16 protein-coding genes are annotated in these 15,623 nt (G+C 73.1%); 12 read left to right on the forward strand and 4 right to left on the reverse strand.

All coding sequences use genetic code 11. The features are described 5' to 3' along the window. Positions 1 to 105 precede the first annotated feature (105 nt). The 3 genes from STRCI_RS43425 (at position 106) to STRCI_RS36085 (ending at position 3,641) form a co-directional block, all read left to right on the forward strand. Positions 106 to 450 carry an STAS domain-containing protein gene (locus tag STRCI_RS43425; RefSeq protein WP_336298853.1) on the forward strand — a complete coding sequence of 115 codons (345 nt, stop codon included), beginning with the start codon at positions 106 to 108 and terminating at the stop codon, positions 448 to 450. After that, positions 443 to 2,923: a hypothetical protein gene (locus tag STRCI_RS36080; RefSeq protein ID WP_269663190.1), complete on the forward strand. Its 2,481-nt coding sequence runs from the start codon at positions 443 to 445 to the stop codon at positions 2,921 to 2,923. The genes STRCI_RS43425 and STRCI_RS36080 overlap by 8 nt, the downstream gene beginning before the upstream one ends. Before the next feature lie 70 nt (positions 2,924 to 2,993). Continuing rightward, positions 2,994 to 3,641 carry a tetratricopeptide repeat protein gene (locus tag STRCI_RS36085; RefSeq protein WP_269663191.1) on the forward strand — a complete coding sequence of 216 codons (648 nt, stop codon included), beginning with the start codon at positions 2,994 to 2,996 and terminating at the stop codon, positions 3,639 to 3,641. A gap of 38 nt (positions 3,642 to 3,679) precedes the next feature. On the opposite strand, the gene STRCI_RS36090 is transcribed toward STRCI_RS36085, so the two are convergent. After that, positions 3,680 to 4,198, reverse strand: coding sequence for a GNAT family N-acetyltransferase (locus STRCI_RS36090; RefSeq protein WP_269663192.1), 519 nt, complete (start codon positions 4,196 to 4,198; stop codon positions 3,680 to 3,682). Positions 4,199 to 4,205: 7 nt separating this feature from the next. Between STRCI_RS36090 and STRCI_RS36095 the strand changes: the two genes are divergently transcribed. The 6 genes from STRCI_RS36095 to STRCI_RS36120 all read left to right on the forward strand — a co-directional run bounded on the left by STRCI_RS36095 (position 4,206) and on the right by STRCI_RS36120 (position 11,128). Then, positions 4,206 to 4,784, forward strand: coding sequence for a helix-turn-helix domain-containing protein (locus tag STRCI_RS36095; protein WP_269663193.1), 579 nt, complete (start codon positions 4,206 to 4,208; stop codon positions 4,782 to 4,784). After that, the gene (locus STRCI_RS36100; protein WP_269663194.1) at positions 4,781 to 5,986 is read left to right on the forward strand and encodes an MFS transporter; all 1,206 of its coding nucleotides are present in this window, start codon (positions 4,781 to 4,783) and stop codon (positions 5,984 to 5,986) included. The genes STRCI_RS36095 and STRCI_RS36100 overlap by 4 nt, the downstream gene beginning before the upstream one ends. A gap of 85 nt (positions 5,987 to 6,071) precedes the next feature. Then, positions 6,072 to 7,745 carry a tetratricopeptide repeat protein gene (locus STRCI_RS36105; protein WP_269663195.1) on the forward strand — a complete coding sequence of 558 codons (1,674 nt, stop codon included), beginning with the start codon at positions 6,072 to 6,074 and terminating at the stop codon, positions 7,743 to 7,745. 164 nt (positions 7,746 to 7,909) lie between these two features. Then, the gene (locus STRCI_RS36110; RefSeq protein WP_269663196.1) at positions 7,910 to 9,091 is read left to right on the forward strand and encodes a cation:proton antiporter; all 1,182 of its coding nucleotides are present in this window, start codon (positions 7,910 to 7,912) and stop codon (positions 9,089 to 9,091) included. A 96-nt stretch (positions 9,092 to 9,187) separates the two neighbouring features. Then, positions 9,188 to 10,051, forward strand: coding sequence for a trypsin-like serine protease (locus tag STRCI_RS36115; protein WP_269663197.1), 864 nt, complete (start codon positions 9,188 to 9,190; stop codon positions 10,049 to 10,051). 207 nt (positions 10,052 to 10,258) lie between these two features. Beyond that, positions 10,259 to 11,128 carry a fructosamine kinase family protein gene (locus tag STRCI_RS36120; RefSeq protein ID WP_269663198.1) on the forward strand — a complete coding sequence of 290 codons (870 nt, stop codon included), beginning with the start codon at positions 10,259 to 10,261 and terminating at the stop codon, positions 11,126 to 11,128. A gap of 9 nt (positions 11,129 to 11,137) precedes the next feature. On the opposite strand, the gene STRCI_RS36125 is transcribed toward STRCI_RS36120, so the two are convergent. Next, positions 11,138 to 11,596 carry a MarR family winged helix-turn-helix transcriptional regulator gene (locus tag STRCI_RS36125; RefSeq protein ID WP_269663199.1) on the reverse strand — a complete coding sequence of 153 codons (459 nt, stop codon included), beginning with the start codon at positions 11,594 to 11,596 and terminating at the stop codon, positions 11,138 to 11,140. Positions 11,597 to 11,790: 194 nt separating this feature from the next. On the opposite strand from STRCI_RS36125, the gene STRCI_RS36130 reads away from it, so the two are divergent. Continuing rightward, on the forward strand, positions 11,791 to 12,150 hold the full coding sequence (locus STRCI_RS36130) for a hypothetical protein (protein WP_269663200.1): 360 nt from the start codon (positions 11,791 to 11,793) through the stop codon (positions 12,148 to 12,150). Between the two features lie 120 nt (positions 12,151 to 12,270). Next, positions 12,271 to 12,717: a hypothetical protein gene (locus STRCI_RS36135; protein ID WP_269663201.1), complete on the forward strand. Its 447-nt coding sequence runs from the start codon at positions 12,271 to 12,273 to the stop codon at positions 12,715 to 12,717. A gap of 16 nt (positions 12,718 to 12,733) precedes the next feature. Here the strand turns inward: STRCI_RS36135 and STRCI_RS36140 are convergent, their stop codons facing one another. Continuing rightward, a complete protein-coding gene (locus tag STRCI_RS36140; protein ID WP_269663202.1) occupies positions 12,734 to 13,759 on the reverse strand; it encodes an NAD(P)H-binding protein in 1,026 nt (341 codons plus the stop codon). A 100-nt stretch (positions 13,760 to 13,859) separates the two neighbouring features. On the opposite strand from STRCI_RS36140, the gene STRCI_RS36145 reads away from it, so the two are divergent. Next, on the forward strand, positions 13,860 to 14,828 hold the full coding sequence (locus tag STRCI_RS36145; protein ID WP_269663203.1) for a helix-turn-helix domain-containing protein: 969 nt from the start codon (positions 13,860 to 13,862) through the stop codon (positions 14,826 to 14,828). Positions 14,829 to 14,858: 30 nt separating this feature from the next. On the opposite strand, the gene STRCI_RS36150 is transcribed toward STRCI_RS36145, so the two are convergent. Beyond that, positions 14,859 to 15,458, reverse strand: a complete 600-nt coding sequence (locus STRCI_RS36150; RefSeq protein ID WP_269663204.1) for a DUF308 domain-containing protein — start codon at positions 15,456 to 15,458, stop codon at positions 14,859 to 14,861. Positions 15,459 to 15,623 lie beyond the last annotated feature (165 nt).

A 15,623-nucleotide genomic window follows, 5' to 3' on the forward strand; every position in this document is an offset into this window, starting at 1 on the left:
CAGCGACGCGCGGCCATCGCGGAGCGCGCCGCCCGAAAGCGGCAGCCACTGGAGAAGGGCGTCATCGTCTCGGGCGAGTACACCTACGAGCACCTCTCCGAGGACATCACGCTGGTGAGCGTCCTGAGCAAGGATCTGGACGCCGAGATCAGCGTCTACACGGCGCCCGCCCTGCGCAAGGTGCTCGCCGATCTGGTGAACCAGGGACGGCACTTCCTGGTCGTGGATCTGACGTTCGTCGACTTCATCGACTCGACCGGACTCGGCGTCCTGGTCGGCTGCCTGAAGCGCCTGCGTCCGCACGACGGGGCGATAGCGGTGGTCGTGCCGGCCCTGCGCATGGAGAAGGCGTTCCGGATCACCGGACTGTCCTCTGTGTTTCCCAAGTTCGACACGGTGGATTCCGCAGTGGAGTTCCTCGGCCGACAGGTGCCCCGAGCGCATGTCTGACGCTGCGGACCGTCGGCGCACCGCCGTCCAATGGGACCCCGTCCGCCTGGGAGTTCACCCCGCCCCCGGCCCCGACGGCACCGTCGATCTGCCGTTGACGGAGTACCTGCCCCGCCCGCACGACGACATCCTGCGCCGGCGGCTGGCCCGCACGGCGGCCACGCACGGCGCCGTGTTCGTGCTGCTGGTGGGCCGTTCCGCGAGCGGCAAGACCCGCGCCGTCTACGAGGCGGTGGCCGCGGTCCTGCCCGACTGGCCCGTGGTGCGTCCCGTCGACGCCGACGAACTGGCCGCGGCGGACATCGGTCCGCGCACCGTGCTGTGGCTCGACGAGGCGCAGCGCTATCTGTGCGGAGCCGCCGGCGAGCGCTCGGCCCGGACCCTGGGGCGGCTGCTCGACCAGGTGGCGCCGCTCGCCGTGGTGGGCACGATGTGGCCGGAGACCCTGCGGCGACTGACCGAGAACAGCCGTGGCGACGGGGACGAAGCACCGCACACCCGGGCGTTGTTGACGGGTCGTCACGCCATGATCACGGTGCCGGACACGCTGCCCGGCGACGCCCCTGACGTGGCGGCGGCAGCGGCCCGGGACCCTCGCCTGGCGGCCGCCGTGCGTGCCGCGGGACCCGGCAACCGTGTGCTCCAACACCTCACCGGCGGGCCGGAGTTGGTCCGCCGCTGGGACATGGGCCCCGACCAGTGGTTCACCGCGCCCGAACACGCCGTCCTCACGGCGGCGGCCGAGGCACGCAGGCTCGGCCACGCCAGTGCCGTCCCGGCCAGGCTGCTGATGGAGGCCGCGGCCGGGTTCATGGACTCCACCGCACGCGCGACCGCGGGCAAGGAGTGGTTCCCGGCGGCGATCGGCGCGCTGACCGCCACCGGCGGCGGCCCCGCGCCACTGATCGCCGAACGGCACGAGCCGGGCGTCGGCGACCCCGACAGCTACCGCCCGGACGACTATCTGGAGCAGCACATCCGCCGGGTCAGGGCGCACCTCGCGCCCTCCGCCGAGTTCTGGACCGCCGCGGCCTGGGCCAGAACCCCCGATGACCTCTACGCCTTCGGCCGGGCCGCCGAACGGCGCCGCCGCTACACCTGCGCCGCCGCGCTGTACGAGAACGCCGTCGGGCAGGGCCAGGTCCGTGCCCGCGCCGCCTGGGCGGTGCTGCGGGAGCGAACCGACGGGCGGGAAGCCGCCGAACGGACAGCGGCGGGCGACCCCGCCGCCTGGGCGGCACTCGCCGTGTCGAGGGAGTCCGCGGGCGACGAGCCCGCCGCCTACGAGGCGTATCGCCGCGCGGCGGAGGCGGGCGACGCGTGGGCCTGGTCCGCCATGGCCCGGATCCGTCAGGAGGAGGGCGACCCGGCCGCCGCGGACGCCGTCGCGGCGCAGGCCGCGGCGGCGGGACAGCCGCTCGCCTGGCGGACGCTCGGCCGGATGCGCGCGGCCGACGGCCCCGCGGCGGCGGAGGCGTTCGAGCGGGCGGTGCGGGTCGGCGACGGATGGGGTCTGCTCGGGCTCGCCCAGGTCGCCCAGCGCGCCGGTGACCTCCCCGAGGCGGTGCGGCACGCCACGCGGGCGGCCGAGGCGGGCGTCACCGCGGCGTGGGCGCTGCTGGTACGGCTGCACTGGGCGCTCGGCGACGCCACGGCAGCCGTGGCCGCGGCCACCGGGGGAGCGGACGCCGAAAGCCCGGAAGGCTGGACCCGGCTCGCTCAACTGCGCCACGCCGACGGGGACTTGTCCGGTGCCGCCGCTGCCCACCGCGAGGCCGCGGCTCTCGGCGTCGGCGCGGCCTGGCGTGAACTCGCCCTGCTCGCCGAGGCGGACGGCGACCGCACCGCCGCCGAGGAGGCCGCCGCACAGGCGGTGCGCACCGGCGACCCCGAGGCCTGGACCGCCCTGGCCGAGGACCGGGCGGATCACGGTGATGACACGGGCGCCGCCCACGCCGCCGCCGAGGCGGCCCGCGCCGGCGACGTGGAGGCCTGGATCACGCTGGCCCGCGGCCGCGAACGCGCCAAAGACCTCGAGGGCGCGGAGCACGCCGCCGACCTGGCCGCCGACCGGGGCTCGCCCGCCGCGTGGGCCGCCCTGTCCCGGATGCGGGAGCGGGCGGGGGACCGGGTGGGATCGAGGCGCGCGGCGCTGCGAGCCGTCGCGCTCGGCGCCTTTGACACCTGGACCGCGCTGGGCCGCGTCCGCGAGGCCCTGCACGATCCCGCAGCCGCCGAACGCGCCTACCTCCGCGGCTGCGAGGCCGGAGACACGGAGGCGTACGCCGCCCTCGGCGCCCTCTACCTGGACCAGGGCCGCTCCACCGAAGCCTGCACCGCCTACCGCGCAGCCGTGGACGCCGGACTCCCCGACGCCTGGGAGGGCCTGCTGGCGGCACTGACCGCACAGACGCCGCGCGCCACGTCCGCGCAGACGGTGGAGCGACTGCGCAGGACGGGGCTCAGTCCCTGAGCGGGGGGCCAAGCCCCGCCAGGGGCGATAGCCTCGGCGCTGCCGGCGTCCAACGGGGAGGGGTCCGAGTATGCGAGGGCAGGACTGGGTCGAACGTGCGGGAGAGCTGTTCGAAGCGGCGATGTTCGGCGGGGACGCGACCGCGCTGGAGCGGTCCGACGAGGTGCTGGACGCGGTCGAGGCGCCGCTCGCGATGGCGCGGGGCAAGGCGATGCACGTCCGCTTCCTGAACGACCGCGAGGAGAACAGCCAGGAACTGGTGCTGTTCGAGCGCGCGGCCGAGTTGTACGCGCGTCTGGGAGACGCCTCGGGAGAGGCGGACGCGTTGTTCTGGATCGGCTGCTGGCACCAGGTGGTCAAGGGTGACGGCGCCACCGGCAGGCCGTACTTCGAGCGGTCGTACGCGCTGGCGAAGTCCGTCGACGACCGGCGGACGATGTCCTACGCGGTGCGCCATCTCGGATTCGCCGACAAGGACGCAGGGCACCTCGATCAGGCCCGCGAGCGGCTGGTCGAATCGGTGGCCCTGCGCCGCGAGATCGGCTTCAGGGCCGGGGAATCGGCCGGCCTGGTGGCGCTCGCCTACCTCGCGGCCGAATCCGGCGACCGGTCGGCGGCGTTCCGCCACCTCGACGAGGCCCAGTCGGTCGCCGAGAGCTGCGGTGCCGAGGCCGTGTCGGGGTGGATCGAGCAGGCCCGGACGCTCATCGGCTCCTAGACCCGGGCGGCCGACCCGGGGAGCGCTCGCGCCGTGCCCTACCCCAGCCGCAACTGCATCAACGTCAGATCGAACCACCGCCCGAACTTCGTCCCGGCCTCCTTCATGGTCCCCACGTGCTCGAACCCCCGCCGCTCATGGAGCCGGATCGACGTCACGTTGCCCGACTCGACGGCGGCGACCATGCTGTGCTGGCCCGTGGCGCGGGCGCGGGCGATCAGCGCGGTGAGCAGGGTGCCGCCGATGCCCAGGCCGTGGTGCTCGGCGCGGACGTAGACCGAGTCCTCCACCGTGTGGCGGTAGCCCTCCAGGGCCCGCCAGGGCGCGTAGGCCGCGTAGCCGGCGATCTCGCCGTCCACCTCCGCCACCAGCGCGGAGCCCCGGTCGAGATGGTCGGCGAACCAGGCCCGGCCCTCGGCGGGGGTGTGCGGGACCTGCGTCCACAGGGCCGTCGAGTACTCGACGGCGTGGTTGCGGATCGCGACGACGGCCTCGGTGTCCTCCGGCCGGGCCGACCGGACCGCCACACCCTCTCGCGTCTCGTATATTGGAATCATGTCCAATATGATAGATCCTCTCGTGGAGCGGATCGCCACCCGCATCCGGGACGAGCGGGAACGGCGCCGCTGGACGCTCGCGCAGCTCGCCGACGCCTCCGGGGTCTCCCGCGCGATGATCAACCGCATCGAGCGCGGCGAGAGCAACCCGACGGCCGTCGTCCTCGGCAAGCTGTCCGCGGCCTTCCGGCTCAGCGTCGCATCGCTGCTCGCTGAGGGCGAGGCGCATCCGGAGGCCGAGACGCCGGCGGGCGTGCGGCGAAGGGCGGAGGACGTCGAGTGGACCGACCCCGGGACCGGGTACCGGCGTCGCCAGATCACCGGCCCGCGCTTCCCCGCCGAGATCGCGGAGATCCAGCTGCCGCCCGGCGCCCGCGTCCCCTACCCGGCCGCCGCCTTCGCCTTCCTCCACCAGCTCGTCTGGGTGCTGGAGGGCCGGCTCACCTTCCAGGACGGCGACACCGTCCACGACCTCGGCCCGGGGGACATCGTCGAACTCGGCGAGCCCGCCCCGCGCGTCTTCACCAACACCGGTACCGACGCCTGCCGTTACGCGGTGGTCCTCAGCCGGACCGACCGCCCATGACCCGCTCCCCACGCCAGGGCGACACCGCGCACCGCGGCGCCACCGCCCTGCTCGCCGCCATGGCCGGTACGGCGATAGCCGACAACTACACCCTCCAGCCCGCCCTCACCGTCGTCGCCGCCGACCTGGACGTCCCGCTCTCCGCGATCAGCCTCGTCCCGTCCGCCGCGCTCGCCGGCTCGATGGCCGGGTTCGCCCTGCTGCTGCCCCTCGCCGACCGCGTCGCCCCGGGCCGCCTGGTCGCCGCCCACTTCACCGCCCTGGCCGCGGGCCTCGTGCTGGCCGCCACCGCCACCGACGCGGCCGTGCTGGTCGCCGCCCACCTGATCATCGGCGCCGCCGCCGCGGTCGCCGCCCAGGCGAACGTGATCGCCGGACGCCTGGCCGGACCCGGCCGCCGCGGTGCCGCCGTCGCGCTGGTCGCGACCGGACTGTCCGCCGGAATCCTGCTCGGCCGACTGGTCGGCGGCGCCCTCACCGACCTGATCGGCTGGCGCGCGATGCTCCTGGTCTGCGCCGCCCTCGCCCTGCTGTGCGCCGGTACGGCCGTCAGCCGCCTGCCCGGCGGCCGCCCCCGGGCCCGCGACCCCTACCGCTCCGCGCTGGCCGCGCTGCCCCGGCTCCCGCTGCGTGAGGCGAGACTGCGGCACGCCGTCGCCACCGGGGGCCTGTGGTACCTCGCCTTCACCCTGCTCTGGGTCGGCCTGGCGCTCTTCCTCGCCCGGCCGCCGCACTCCCTGGACCCCACCGCCATCGGTCTGTTCGGCCTGGCCGGGCTGCTCGGCTTCGCCGTACTGCCCTTCACCGGGCGCCTCGTCGACCGCCGAGACCCGCACACCGTGATGACCGTCGCCGTGGCGGTCGCGGCGAGCGGCGTCCTGCTGATCGCTCTCGCCCCGGACAGCGTGCCCGCCATCGCCGTGGGGCTGGCGGTGTTCGACGCGGGCTGCTTCGTCGCGCAGGCCGCCAACCAGAGCGTCGTCCTCGGCATCGACCCCGCCAACTCCGGCAGTTTCAGCGGCGCGTACCTGGTGCTGTACTTCGCCGTCGGCGCCCTCGGCACCGCCCTCGCCGGGCCGCTGATCGACGGCATCGGCCTGCGCGGCACCATGACCGTCGCCTTCGGCGCGCTGATCGCCGCCGCGCTGCTCGCGCACTTCGGACGAGTCGGGGAAACGGCGCCCAGCCCCTCGTACGAGTGAGACAAAATGGTGAGAGCCGGGGCAGACCAGGTGGCCTCCGGAAGAATACCGATCTCCGAGTCGGCGGCACCGTCAGGAGACACACGTGGAGTACTTCGATCTCGGCCCGCACGGCCGCACCGTCACCACCGCATCCCCGGAAGCACAGCTCTGGTTCGACCGGGGATTGACCTGGACGTACGCCTTCCACCACGAGGAGGCCGTGGAGTGCTTCCAGAAGGCCGCCGCGGCCGACCCCGACTGCGCCATGGCCCACTGGGGCATCGCCTACGCCCTCGGGCCGAACTACAACAAGCCCTGGGAGTTCTTCGACGAGCGGGACCTGGCGCGGACCGTCGAACGCACCCATGACGCCGTGGAGGCGGCCCACGCCAAGGCCGCCGGCGCCACCCCCGTCGAGCAGGCCCTGATCGGCGCCCTGCGCGCCCGCTACCCGCAGGCGAAGGCCGTCGAGGACTGCTCGGTGTGGAACGCGCCCTACGCAGACGCCATGCGCGCCGTCCACCGACTCGCCCCGGACGACCCGGACATCGCGACCCTCTACGCCGACGCGCTGATGAACCTCACCCCCTGGCAGCTGTGGGACCTGCACACCGGGCAGCCCGCCGAGGGCGCCCGGACCGTCGAGGCCAGGGAGGTCCTGGAGCGGGTCGTCGACGCGCCCGGCGGACGGCTGCACCCGGGCGTCCTGCATCTGTACATCCACCTGATGGAGATGTCCCCGACCCCCGAGGTGGCCCTGAACGCCGCGGACCGGCTGCGCGGACTCGTGCCCGCCGCCGGGCACCTGCACCACATGCCCTCGCATCTGGAGGTGCTGTGCGGCGACTACCGGCGGGTCGTCTCCGACAACACCGTCGCGATCCTCGCCGACGAACAGGTCCGCAAGCGCTCCGGCGCCATGAACTTCTACAGCCTGTACCGCGCGCACAACTACCACTTCCGGATCTACGGCGCGATGTTCCTCGGCCAGTCCCAGGTCGCGCTGGAGACCGCCGACCAGCTGGAGGCCGCCGTACCGGAGGAGCTGCTGCGGGTGCAGAGCCCTCCCATGGCCGACTGGCTGGAGGCCTTCCTCGCCATGCGGGTCCATGTCCTGATCCGCTTCGGCCGCTGGTCAGAGATCCTCCGACTGCCGCTGCCCGCCGACCCCGCGCTCTACAGCATGACCACCGCGATGCTCCACTACGCCCGTGGCGTCGCCCTCTCCGCGACCGGCCGCGTCCCCGAGGCCGAGGCCGAACAACGCCTGTTCCAGGAGGCGGCGGCCCGGGTCCCCGAGACCCGCATGCTCTTCAACAACACCTGCGCCGACATCCTCGCCATCGCCGCCGCGATGCTGGAGGGCGAACTGGAGTACCGCAAGGGCCGGTTCGACACCGCCTTCGCCGCACTGGAACGCTCCATCGACCTCGACGACAACCTCCCCTACGACGAACCCTGGGGGTGGATGCAGCCCACCCGGCACGCCTACGGCGCCCTCCTGCTGGAACAGGGCCGCATCGCCGAGGCGGAGGCGGTCTACCGGGCCGACCTCGGTCTGGACGGCACCCTGCCCCGGGCCTGCCAGCACCCCGGCAACGTGTGGGCGCTGCACGGACTCCATGAGTGCCTGATGCGCCAGGGCAAGCAGAGCGAGGCGGGCATCATCGCCCAACAGCTGCGCGTCGCCGCCGCGTTGGCGGACGTACCGATCGAGTCGTCCTGCTTCTGCCGCCTGGACACCAGTGCGGGCACGGGGGAGTGCTGCTCCGCATAGATGGGTGTCGGCCCCGATGGTCGCGGGCCTTCCGGGCGTGGCACGGTGACGTCGTACCGGCGAATCCGCCGCCACCCCGGAACCCCCGATCCAAGGAGAGCCACTCATCCACCCCCGCACGGTCGCCATGATCCCGACGGTCCACCGGCCCGAGGGGGTGAACCGTGGGACACGCTGACAGCCTTCTGGCCATGGGCGGGGCCTTCCTCGCCGCGGCCGTCCTGGCCCGGCTCGGCAGCCGTATCGGACTGCCCACCATCCCGCTGTTCACCCTCGCGGGCATCCTGCTCGGCCCGCACACCCCGGGACTCGTCATCGTCGAGGACCCGCACGACTTCGAGATGCTCTCGGCGCTCGGCCTGGTGCTGCTGCTGTTCTATCTCGGCCTGGAATTCCACCTGGACGACCTCAGGAGCGGCGGCCGACGGCTGCTGACCGCGGGCGGCGTCTATCTGCTGCTGAACGTCGGTGCCGGTCTCGGCTTCGGCTTCGCCCTGGGCTGGGGCACGCGGGAGGCACTCGTCCTGGCCGGGGTGCTGGGGATCTCCTCCTCGGCGATCGTCACCAAGATCCTCATCGATCTGGGCCGAATAGGCCGCCCCGAGACGCGGCTGATCCTCGGCGTCATCGTCGTCGAGGACATCTTCCTCGCCCTGTACCTGGCCGCGCTCCAGCCGGTCATCGGGGGTGCCGAAGGCGTCGGCGAGATGGTCCTCCAGGCCGCCAAGGCCTTCGGGTTCCTGCTGGCGCTGGCCGCCGTGGCCCGCTACGGCACCCGGCTGGTCGGGCGCGCGATCCAGGTCCGTGACGACGAACTGCTCGTCATCAGCTTCCTCGGCGCCGCGGTCCTCGTCGCGGGCGTCTCCGAGGTGCTCGGAGTCGCCGACGCCATCGGCGCGTTCATGGTCGGGCTGATCCTCGCGGGCTCGCCCTCCGGACCGCGCATCCGGGACCTGGTGCATCCGCTGCGCGACGCCTTCGCCGCGATCTTCTTCTTCGCCTTCGGGCTCGCGATCGACCCCGGCGACCTCGCGGGTGTGGCGCTCCCGGTCGCCCTCGCCGCCCTGCTGACCCTGGTCATGAACGTGATCGCGGGCCTGTGGGTGGCCCGGCTGTACGGCTACGGCCCCGGACCGGCCGCCGACATCGCCACGACCCTGGTCGCCCGCGGCGAGTTCGCGCTGATCCTCGCCGCGATGGCCGCGGGCGCGGGCCTCGACAGCCGGCTCGCGCCGTTCATCGCCGGGTACGTGCTGGTCCTCGCCGTCCTCGGCCCCGTCGCCGCGGGCCGCGCCCCGCTGCTCGCCCGCCTGCTCACCAGGGATCCGGTCCCCGCCGTCCGATGACCGCGCCCCTCTTGCCACCACCCCACCCAGGCGTTTCACTTGGCCGCACCTCCCACAGGAGAACACCCGAGCCCACCTGCAGAAGGGGTAGTTCTTTTGTCAGCGATCCGTGCCACCGCCGTCACCGCGGCGGGCTGTGCGGCGGTGCTCATCACCGCACTGCCGTCCTCGGCCATCAACTCCTACAACGCGACGCCCGCACCCGAACGCACCGAGGTCGGCGCGCTCGTCGCGACCTGGGACCACGACGACGACCCCGCCACCCCCGACCGGGTCGACTGGGTCTGCTCCGGAACCATGATCGACGCGGACACCTTCCTCACCGCCGCGCACTGCACCACCGACTGGCCGGACAACGTGCGCTTCTACGTCTCCCTCGACCAGGACGTGCAGTCCGCACTGGACACCTCCGCCACGACGTACCCGGGCGACCCGGCCGCCCAGGCGAACGCCGTCGCCGTCGAGGGCACCGCCCACAGCCACCCCGCCTTCCCGGGCCCCGCCTCCGACACCCACGACATCTCCGTGGTCGAACTGCCCGCGGCCAAGATGGCGTCCCGCTGGAGCTTCACCCCCGCCACCCTGCCCACGGCCGACCGACTCGGCGCGGGGACTCTGAACTCCACCGACTGGACCGTCGCCGGTTACGGCACCCAGGAGGCCGTCCGAGGACCCGGCGGCCACACCCATCCGGGCGGCGGCGTCCGGATGAAGGCACCGGTCACCTTCAACGCCCTCAACAAGTCCTGGGTCCGCCTCGGCATGACCGCACCCCAGGGCAACGGCGGCGCGTGCTACGGCGATTCGGGCGGCCCCAACTTCGTGACGCTGGACGGGAAGCGGATCCTGGCGTCCACCACGATCACCGGCGACACCCCGTGCTACGCCACGAACGTGACGTACCGCCTGGACACCCCGGGCGCCCGCGCGTTCCTGTCGCCGTTCGTGAATCTGCCCTAGGGCCTGTCGTTTGGATCAGGCCGGTTGCAGGAAGGGCGCAGTCCGGCAGGCCCGAGCGGGGTCTGGTGCGTGCAGCTGCAAGGCGGAGGAGGGCGTCGACGCGGAGCGTCGGCGACTGACGACAACGCGGCAGATGTGCGTGCCAGGGCCCGCGACGCCGGACAGATCCAAACGGCAGGCCCTAGGGCCTGCCCCTACGCTGCCGTCATGAGGGAAGCGGAGGAGGGATCGGCGGCCGTGGCGGCCCGCTTCACCGGTGGTTCGGTGGTCGGTGTGCGGCGGCTGTCCGGGACCCTCGCCGAAGTCGCCCTCGACGGCGGCGGGGTGGTCATGGTCAAGCGCGGTGACGGCGGCCCCGGCGCGACCCGGGCCGAGGCGGCGGGGCTGCGCTGGCTGGGCGCGGCGGGCACGGTCCGGGTGCCCGCCGTTCACGGGCATGACGAGGAGTGGCTGGTGACCGACCGGGTCCCGGCCGGTCGTCCGAGTCCCGAGGCCGCCGAGCGGCTCGGGCGTGGTCTGGCCGCGCTGCACGCAACGGGCGCGTCGGCGTTCGGTGCCCCGCCGCCCGGCGGTCCACGGGAGGCGTACATCGGACTCGCCCCGATGCGGAACGCCGAAGGCGCCGACTGGCCGCGCTGGTACGCGGAGCACCGGGTGCTGCCGTATGTGCGCGGGGCGGTTGACGCCGGCACCCTGAGCGTGGCCGAGGCCGCGGTCTTCGAGCGCGTCTGTGCCCGGCTGCCCGATCTCGCGGGGCCGCCCGAACCGCCGGCCCGGCTCCATGGGGATCTGTGGAACGGCAATGTGCTGTGGGGGGCCGACGGTCAGGCCTGGCTGATCGACCCGGCCGCGCACGGCGGCCACCGCGAGACCGACCTCGCCATGCTCCACCTCTTCGGCCTGCCCCATCTGGACCGCCTGCTGGCGGCCTACCAGCGGACGGCCCCGCTCAGCGAGGGCTGGCCGGCCCGCATCCCGCTGCACCAGCTCTTCCCGCTCCTGGTGCACGCGGTCCTCTTCGGCCGGGGCTACGCGGAACAGGCGCTGGCGGCGGCGCGCTCGGCACCGACGGGCTGAGGCGGTCGCTCAGACGGGGACGCGGAGGGTCTCCACGGCCCGGACCAGGGGCGCCAGTTCGGGGTTCCGCGCCGCTGCGTCGAGGGCCTCGCGGAGGGCGGACTCGTTGGTGGGGCGGGCCTCTTCGAGGAGCTTCAGCCCTGCCTCGGTGACATCCGTGTAGATGCCGCGGCGGTCGGTGGGGCAGAGGTAGCGGGAGAGCAGGCCCCGGTCCTCAAGCCGGGTCACCAGACGGGTGGTGGCGCTCTGGCTGAGCACGACCGCGTCGGCGACCTGCTTCATCTGGAGGTGGCCGCCCTCCCCGCTGTGCTGGCGGCTGAGCACGTCGAGCAGGGAGTACTCCCGCACGCTGAGGTCGTGCCCGGACTGGAGGGCGCGCTCGATGTGGGCCTCGATCCGCCCGTGCAGCAGCGATAGGGCGCACCAGCCCTGGGCGAGCGCGGTGAGTGCGGGGTCTGTGGCGGTCATGGGGCCGTCTCCTCCGTCCGGTGTGACTGTCACCCAGGATATGCCATCGGTGAAATTGTCGTCGTGCGCAAGTATAGCCCGTCTGCAATTATCTGGCGATACTCGCTGGCGCCGCCCCGCGCGCTCCCGCTAGCGTCAAGATCACCGACCGGCCGACACCGACGACCGGCGCCCCGCACGGAATGCGAACCCCGATGACCAGCCGCCCGCCCGCGACGACGACCCTCTGGCGCCCCACCGGACCCGAGGAGCTGGCCCTGGTCCGTGAGCTGGAGTGGCGCGCCTGGCCGCCGCGACTGCCGGAGCAGCCGATCTTCTACCCGGTCCTCAACGAGGAGTACGCGGTGAAGATCGCCCGCGACTGGAACGTCAAGCACAGCGGCGCCGGCTTCGTGACCCGCTTCGAGGTCGAGACCGACTTCCTCAGCCGCTACCCCGTCCAGCAGGCGGGCGGCAGGACGATCCTGGAGCTGTGGGTCCCCGCCGAGGACCTCGACGAGTTCAACACCCACATCGTCGGCACCATCGAGGTCGTGCACGAGTTCCGGCCCTAGGGCCTGTCGTCGCTCCATCGCGTGAAACGGTCCCGGCCTGCGGCGTTTCCGGTGAGGGCCGGGTAGGCATGTGGCCCGGTCCTCAACGATGGGAGCGGAGCTTTGAGGAAGCTCGGACACATGGGTGCCGTCGTCTCGCTAGCCGCGGCCGTGCTGGCCGGTCCGGTGCCCGTGGCGCATGCGGACGTCCCGGCGTGCGGGAGCCCGAAAGGCATCGGCAAGGCGCGGGGTGCCGCGTGCGTCGACAACGATCTCGACGGCAACAACATCGTCACCGTCGATGTGCACGGGTACGTGAACGGCAACTTCGTGGATGCCGTCTCCGTGCGCTATCAGATCCAGTACCGCACCTTGCGGAACGGGAACTGGTCGCGGTGGCTGCCCGCCCAGTCCGGCAGCATCCACGCGTCTCCCCAGAGCAGACGCGTGAACGGCCGTGTGTGGTCGCAGAGATACCCCGGTGACAACGTCGAATGGGGTGTCTCGGCACGCATGCGCGTCACCTACTCCGGCGCCGGCTACCGATGGAGCCCCTGGTCACAGGTGTTGACCTTCAGCCCTGAGTGAGGCCGGGGGCTCCTGGCTAGCGGGGCAGGTCGACCGAGACGTGTGCCGACAGGGCCTTGAGGAAGTCGGGTGCGTCGAAGGCCGCACCGGCCGACGCGACGCCCACCGCCGTCGTCTGCCCCGTGAGGATGCGGCGTACCGCCTCCACCGCGAGGGGCGCGGTCACCGCGTAGATGTCCTGGCCGCGCGCCACCGCACGCCGTTCCCGGCCCGCGGAGCGGATGACGACGTCGACCAGGAAGGTCTGGTCGGACCGGCCCTGTTCGTCGGACGCGGTCGGGGCCGGGGTGTCCGCGGCGAAGAGGTCCGCGGCGGCCTCGGTCGTCATGTACGTCCGTACCTCGGGAACCGTCAGATGGCTGGGCACGGTGACCACGTCGGCCATCGTGAACTCCGCGTACACCGACCGCGAGCCCAGCGGCTCCGGGAAGGGCCATTCCACGATCGACTGCGCGTCGTCGTGGTACTCCAGCTGCCCCTTGGCGTACCGGACCCGCTTGCCGCCGCGCCGCTCCCGGGACACATCGCCCGCGATCCGCGTCCCGGCGGTGGGGTGCCAGCCGCTCAGCCCGTACGCGACATGCACCTCGTCGGCGCTCGTCCAGTCGCCCATCGCGGCCGTGACCAGGAGGTCGCCGAGTCCGCCGTAGAAGGCCATCGCGGGTACGACCAGGGCTCCCGCGGCACGGGCGCGCTCGTCGAAGTGGGTGAAGGTGTCGTCGTTGGCCTCGATCTCGGCCGCCACGTCGACATAAGGGATCCCGGCGCGCAGGGCGGCCTCGATCACCGGCCCCGCGGTCGTCGCGAACGGACCCGCCGCGTTGATCACGGCCGCCGTGCCGGCCAGCGCGCGGTCCAGTGCGGCCGCGTCGTCCACCGACGCCGGACGCAGCTCCAGACCCGGCGCGGCCGACGCCCGCAGCTTCTCGGGGTCACGGCCGGACAGCACCGGCACGAATCCCCGGTCCAGCAGCTCCGCCACCACGAACCGCCCGGTGTGCCCGTACGCGCCGAACACCGCGACCTTCTGACCCGGTCCCATGACCACTCCCCGCTGTCGTCCGTTCCGATGAGGTAATCCTGGCCGGAAAGTCGGCCCCCGCGTGAGTGTCTGGAACGACACTGCCCATACAATTCCGGACATGGATTCCGTGGCGTTCGCCCTCACCGACGGCATGCTGCACTTCGAACTCTCCGTGGCCCAGGAGGTGTTCGGATCCGCCCCCGACGCCATCCCCGGGCCCTGGTACGACATGAGCGTGTGCGGGCCCGGCCCGGTGCGGGTCGGACGCTTCCTGCTGGAGCCCGATCACGGGCTCGACCGGCTCGCGCGGGCCGACACCGTGATCGTCCCCGGCTGGGCGGACATCGACGTCGATCCGCCCGCCGACCTGGTCGACGCGGTGCGCGCGGCGCACGAGGCGGGCAGCCGCGTGGCGTCCCTGTGCACGGGCGCGTTCGTGCTGGCCGCCGCGGGCCTGCTGGACGGCCTGCGCGCCACCACGCACTGGGCGCACACCGACGCCCTCGCCGCCCGCCATCCCCGGGTGGAGGTCGACCCGGACGTGCTCTACGTCGACAACGGCACCGTGCTCACCTCGGCGGGGAAGGCCGCCGCGCTGGACCTGTGCCTGCACCTGGTCCGTCTGGACCGCGGGTCCTCCGTCGCCAACACCGTCGCCCGCCGGCTCGTCGTGCCGCCGCACCGGGCCGGTGGCCAGGCCCAGTTCGTCAGCACACCGGTGCCCGAGCGCGACGACCACCCGCTGGCCGACCTGCTGCCCTGGGTGATGGAACGCCTCGACGAGCCGCTGACCGTGGAGGACCTGGCCCGCCGGGCCCGGACCAGCTCACGCACCCTGGGCCGGCACTTCCGCGCCGCGACCGGCACCACCCCGCTGCAATGGCTGCTCAACCAGCGCATCCGCCGCGCCCAGGAACTGCTGGAGACCTCCGACGACAGCGTCGACGCCATCGCGACAGCCACCGGCATGGGCACCGCCACGACCCTGCGCCGCCACTTCAACCGCACCCTGGGCGTGCCCCCGGACGCCTACCGGCGCACCTTCCGCGCGTCCCGCGCGGACGGCGACCTGGGGGCCCGGGCGTAGGGCGCCCCGCGCCCTTGCGCAGGCCGGAGATCACCGGGACGCGCGTCGGTCGCGGACGCTCAGGGCGATGACCGAGACCAGGAACCAGAAGGCACCGAAGGCGGAGTATCCGACGAGGGCGGACAGGCCGCTTGTGTCCGAGGCGGACATGGCGGCGAAGGAGGCACCGGCGAGGACGGAGAGGCTGCCGCTGATGACCATGGGCCACTGGGCGCCGACGGTGCGTCGGCGGCGGACCGCCACGACGAGCTGGATCGCTCCGGAGAGGAGGGCCCAGACGCCGAACACCAGCAGGGCCGTCGCGACGGTGGCGAAGGCGGCGGCGATCATCCCGGCGGTGGCGGCGAGGCCGAGCACCACGTTGGTGGCGCCGACGCGGTCCAGGGAGCCGGTGCCGGCCAGGCGCTGTTCGAGGAGCGTGGCGATGGCGTCCCACAGGGGGTAGACGACGAGCAGCGCGGCCGCGATCGCGGTGGGCTCGTCCGTCGACACGAGCGAGGCGGAGGTCGCGAGGACGAGTGCCACCCAGATCAGCGAGAAGGCGACTCGGATCAGATAGAGCGAGCGGAGCCCGGAGGACGTCGTCGAGGGTGTGGTCGTACGCGAAGGCGCGGTGGTGGTCCGAGTCATCGGGAGTCCCGTTCGGTGATCGTGGCGGTGTGAGACGGTCGCCTCGATGAGGAGTCTCAGCGGCTTCGGGAGGGGCCGCGTACTTCGAGCGAAGTAGATCCGCCCTTCATTTGCGTCTACATCATTCGAAGTACACGGCCGCGGCCCAGGTGGATGAGAATCGGG

Origin of the sequence: Streptomyces cinnabarinus (genome assembly GCF_027270315.1) — a bacterium.
GTDB classification, from domain to species: domain Bacteria; phylum Actinomycetota; class Actinomycetes; order Streptomycetales; family Streptomycetaceae; genus Streptomyces; species Streptomyces cinnabarinus.

What these genes read in the sequence shown, in the direction of transcription:
- STRCI_RS36130 (WP_269663200.1), top strand. Translation starts at nt 11,791, where the DNA reads ATGACCAGCCGCCCGCCCGCGACGACGACCCTCTGGCGCCCCACCGGA.
- STRCI_RS36145 (WP_269663203.1), top strand. Translation starts at nt 13,860, where the DNA reads ATGGATTCCGTGGCGTTCGCCCTCACCGACGGCATGCTGCACTTCGAA.
- STRCI_RS36080 (WP_269663190.1), top strand. Translation starts at nt 443, where the DNA reads ATGTCTGACGCTGCGGACCGTCGGCGCACCGCCGTCCAATGGGACCCC.
- STRCI_RS36120 (WP_269663198.1), top strand. Translation starts at nt 10,259, where the DNA reads ATGAGGGAAGCGGAGGAGGGATCGGCGGCCGTGGCGGCCCGCTTCACC.
- STRCI_RS36085 (WP_269663191.1), top strand. Translation starts at nt 2,994, where the DNA reads ATGCGAGGGCAGGACTGGGTCGAACGTGCGGGAGAGCTGTTCGAAGCG.
- STRCI_RS36150 (WP_269663204.1), bottom strand. Translation starts at nt 15,458, where the DNA reads ATGACTCGGACCACCACCGCGCCTTCGCGTACGACCACACCCTCGACG.
- STRCI_RS36135 (WP_269663201.1), top strand. Translation starts at nt 12,271, where the DNA reads ATGGGTGCCGTCGTCTCGCTAGCCGCGGCCGTGCTGGCCGGTCCGGTG.
- STRCI_RS36125 (WP_269663199.1), bottom strand. Translation starts at nt 11,596, where the DNA reads ATGACCGCCACAGACCCCGCACTCACCGCGCTCGCCCAGGGCTGGTGC.
- STRCI_RS36100 (WP_269663194.1), top strand. Translation starts at nt 4,781, where the DNA reads ATGACCCGCTCCCCACGCCAGGGCGACACCGCGCACCGCGGCGCCACC.
- STRCI_RS36140 (WP_269663202.1), bottom strand. Translation starts at nt 13,759, where the DNA reads ATGGGACCGGGTCAGAAGGTCGCGGTGTTCGGCGCGTACGGGCACACC.
- STRCI_RS36090 (WP_269663192.1), bottom strand. Translation starts at nt 4,198, where the DNA reads ATGATTCCAATATACGAGACGCGAGAGGGTGTGGCGGTCCGGTCGGCC.
- STRCI_RS36095 (WP_269663193.1), top strand. Translation starts at nt 4,206, where the DNA reads ATGATAGATCCTCTCGTGGAGCGGATCGCCACCCGCATCCGGGACGAG.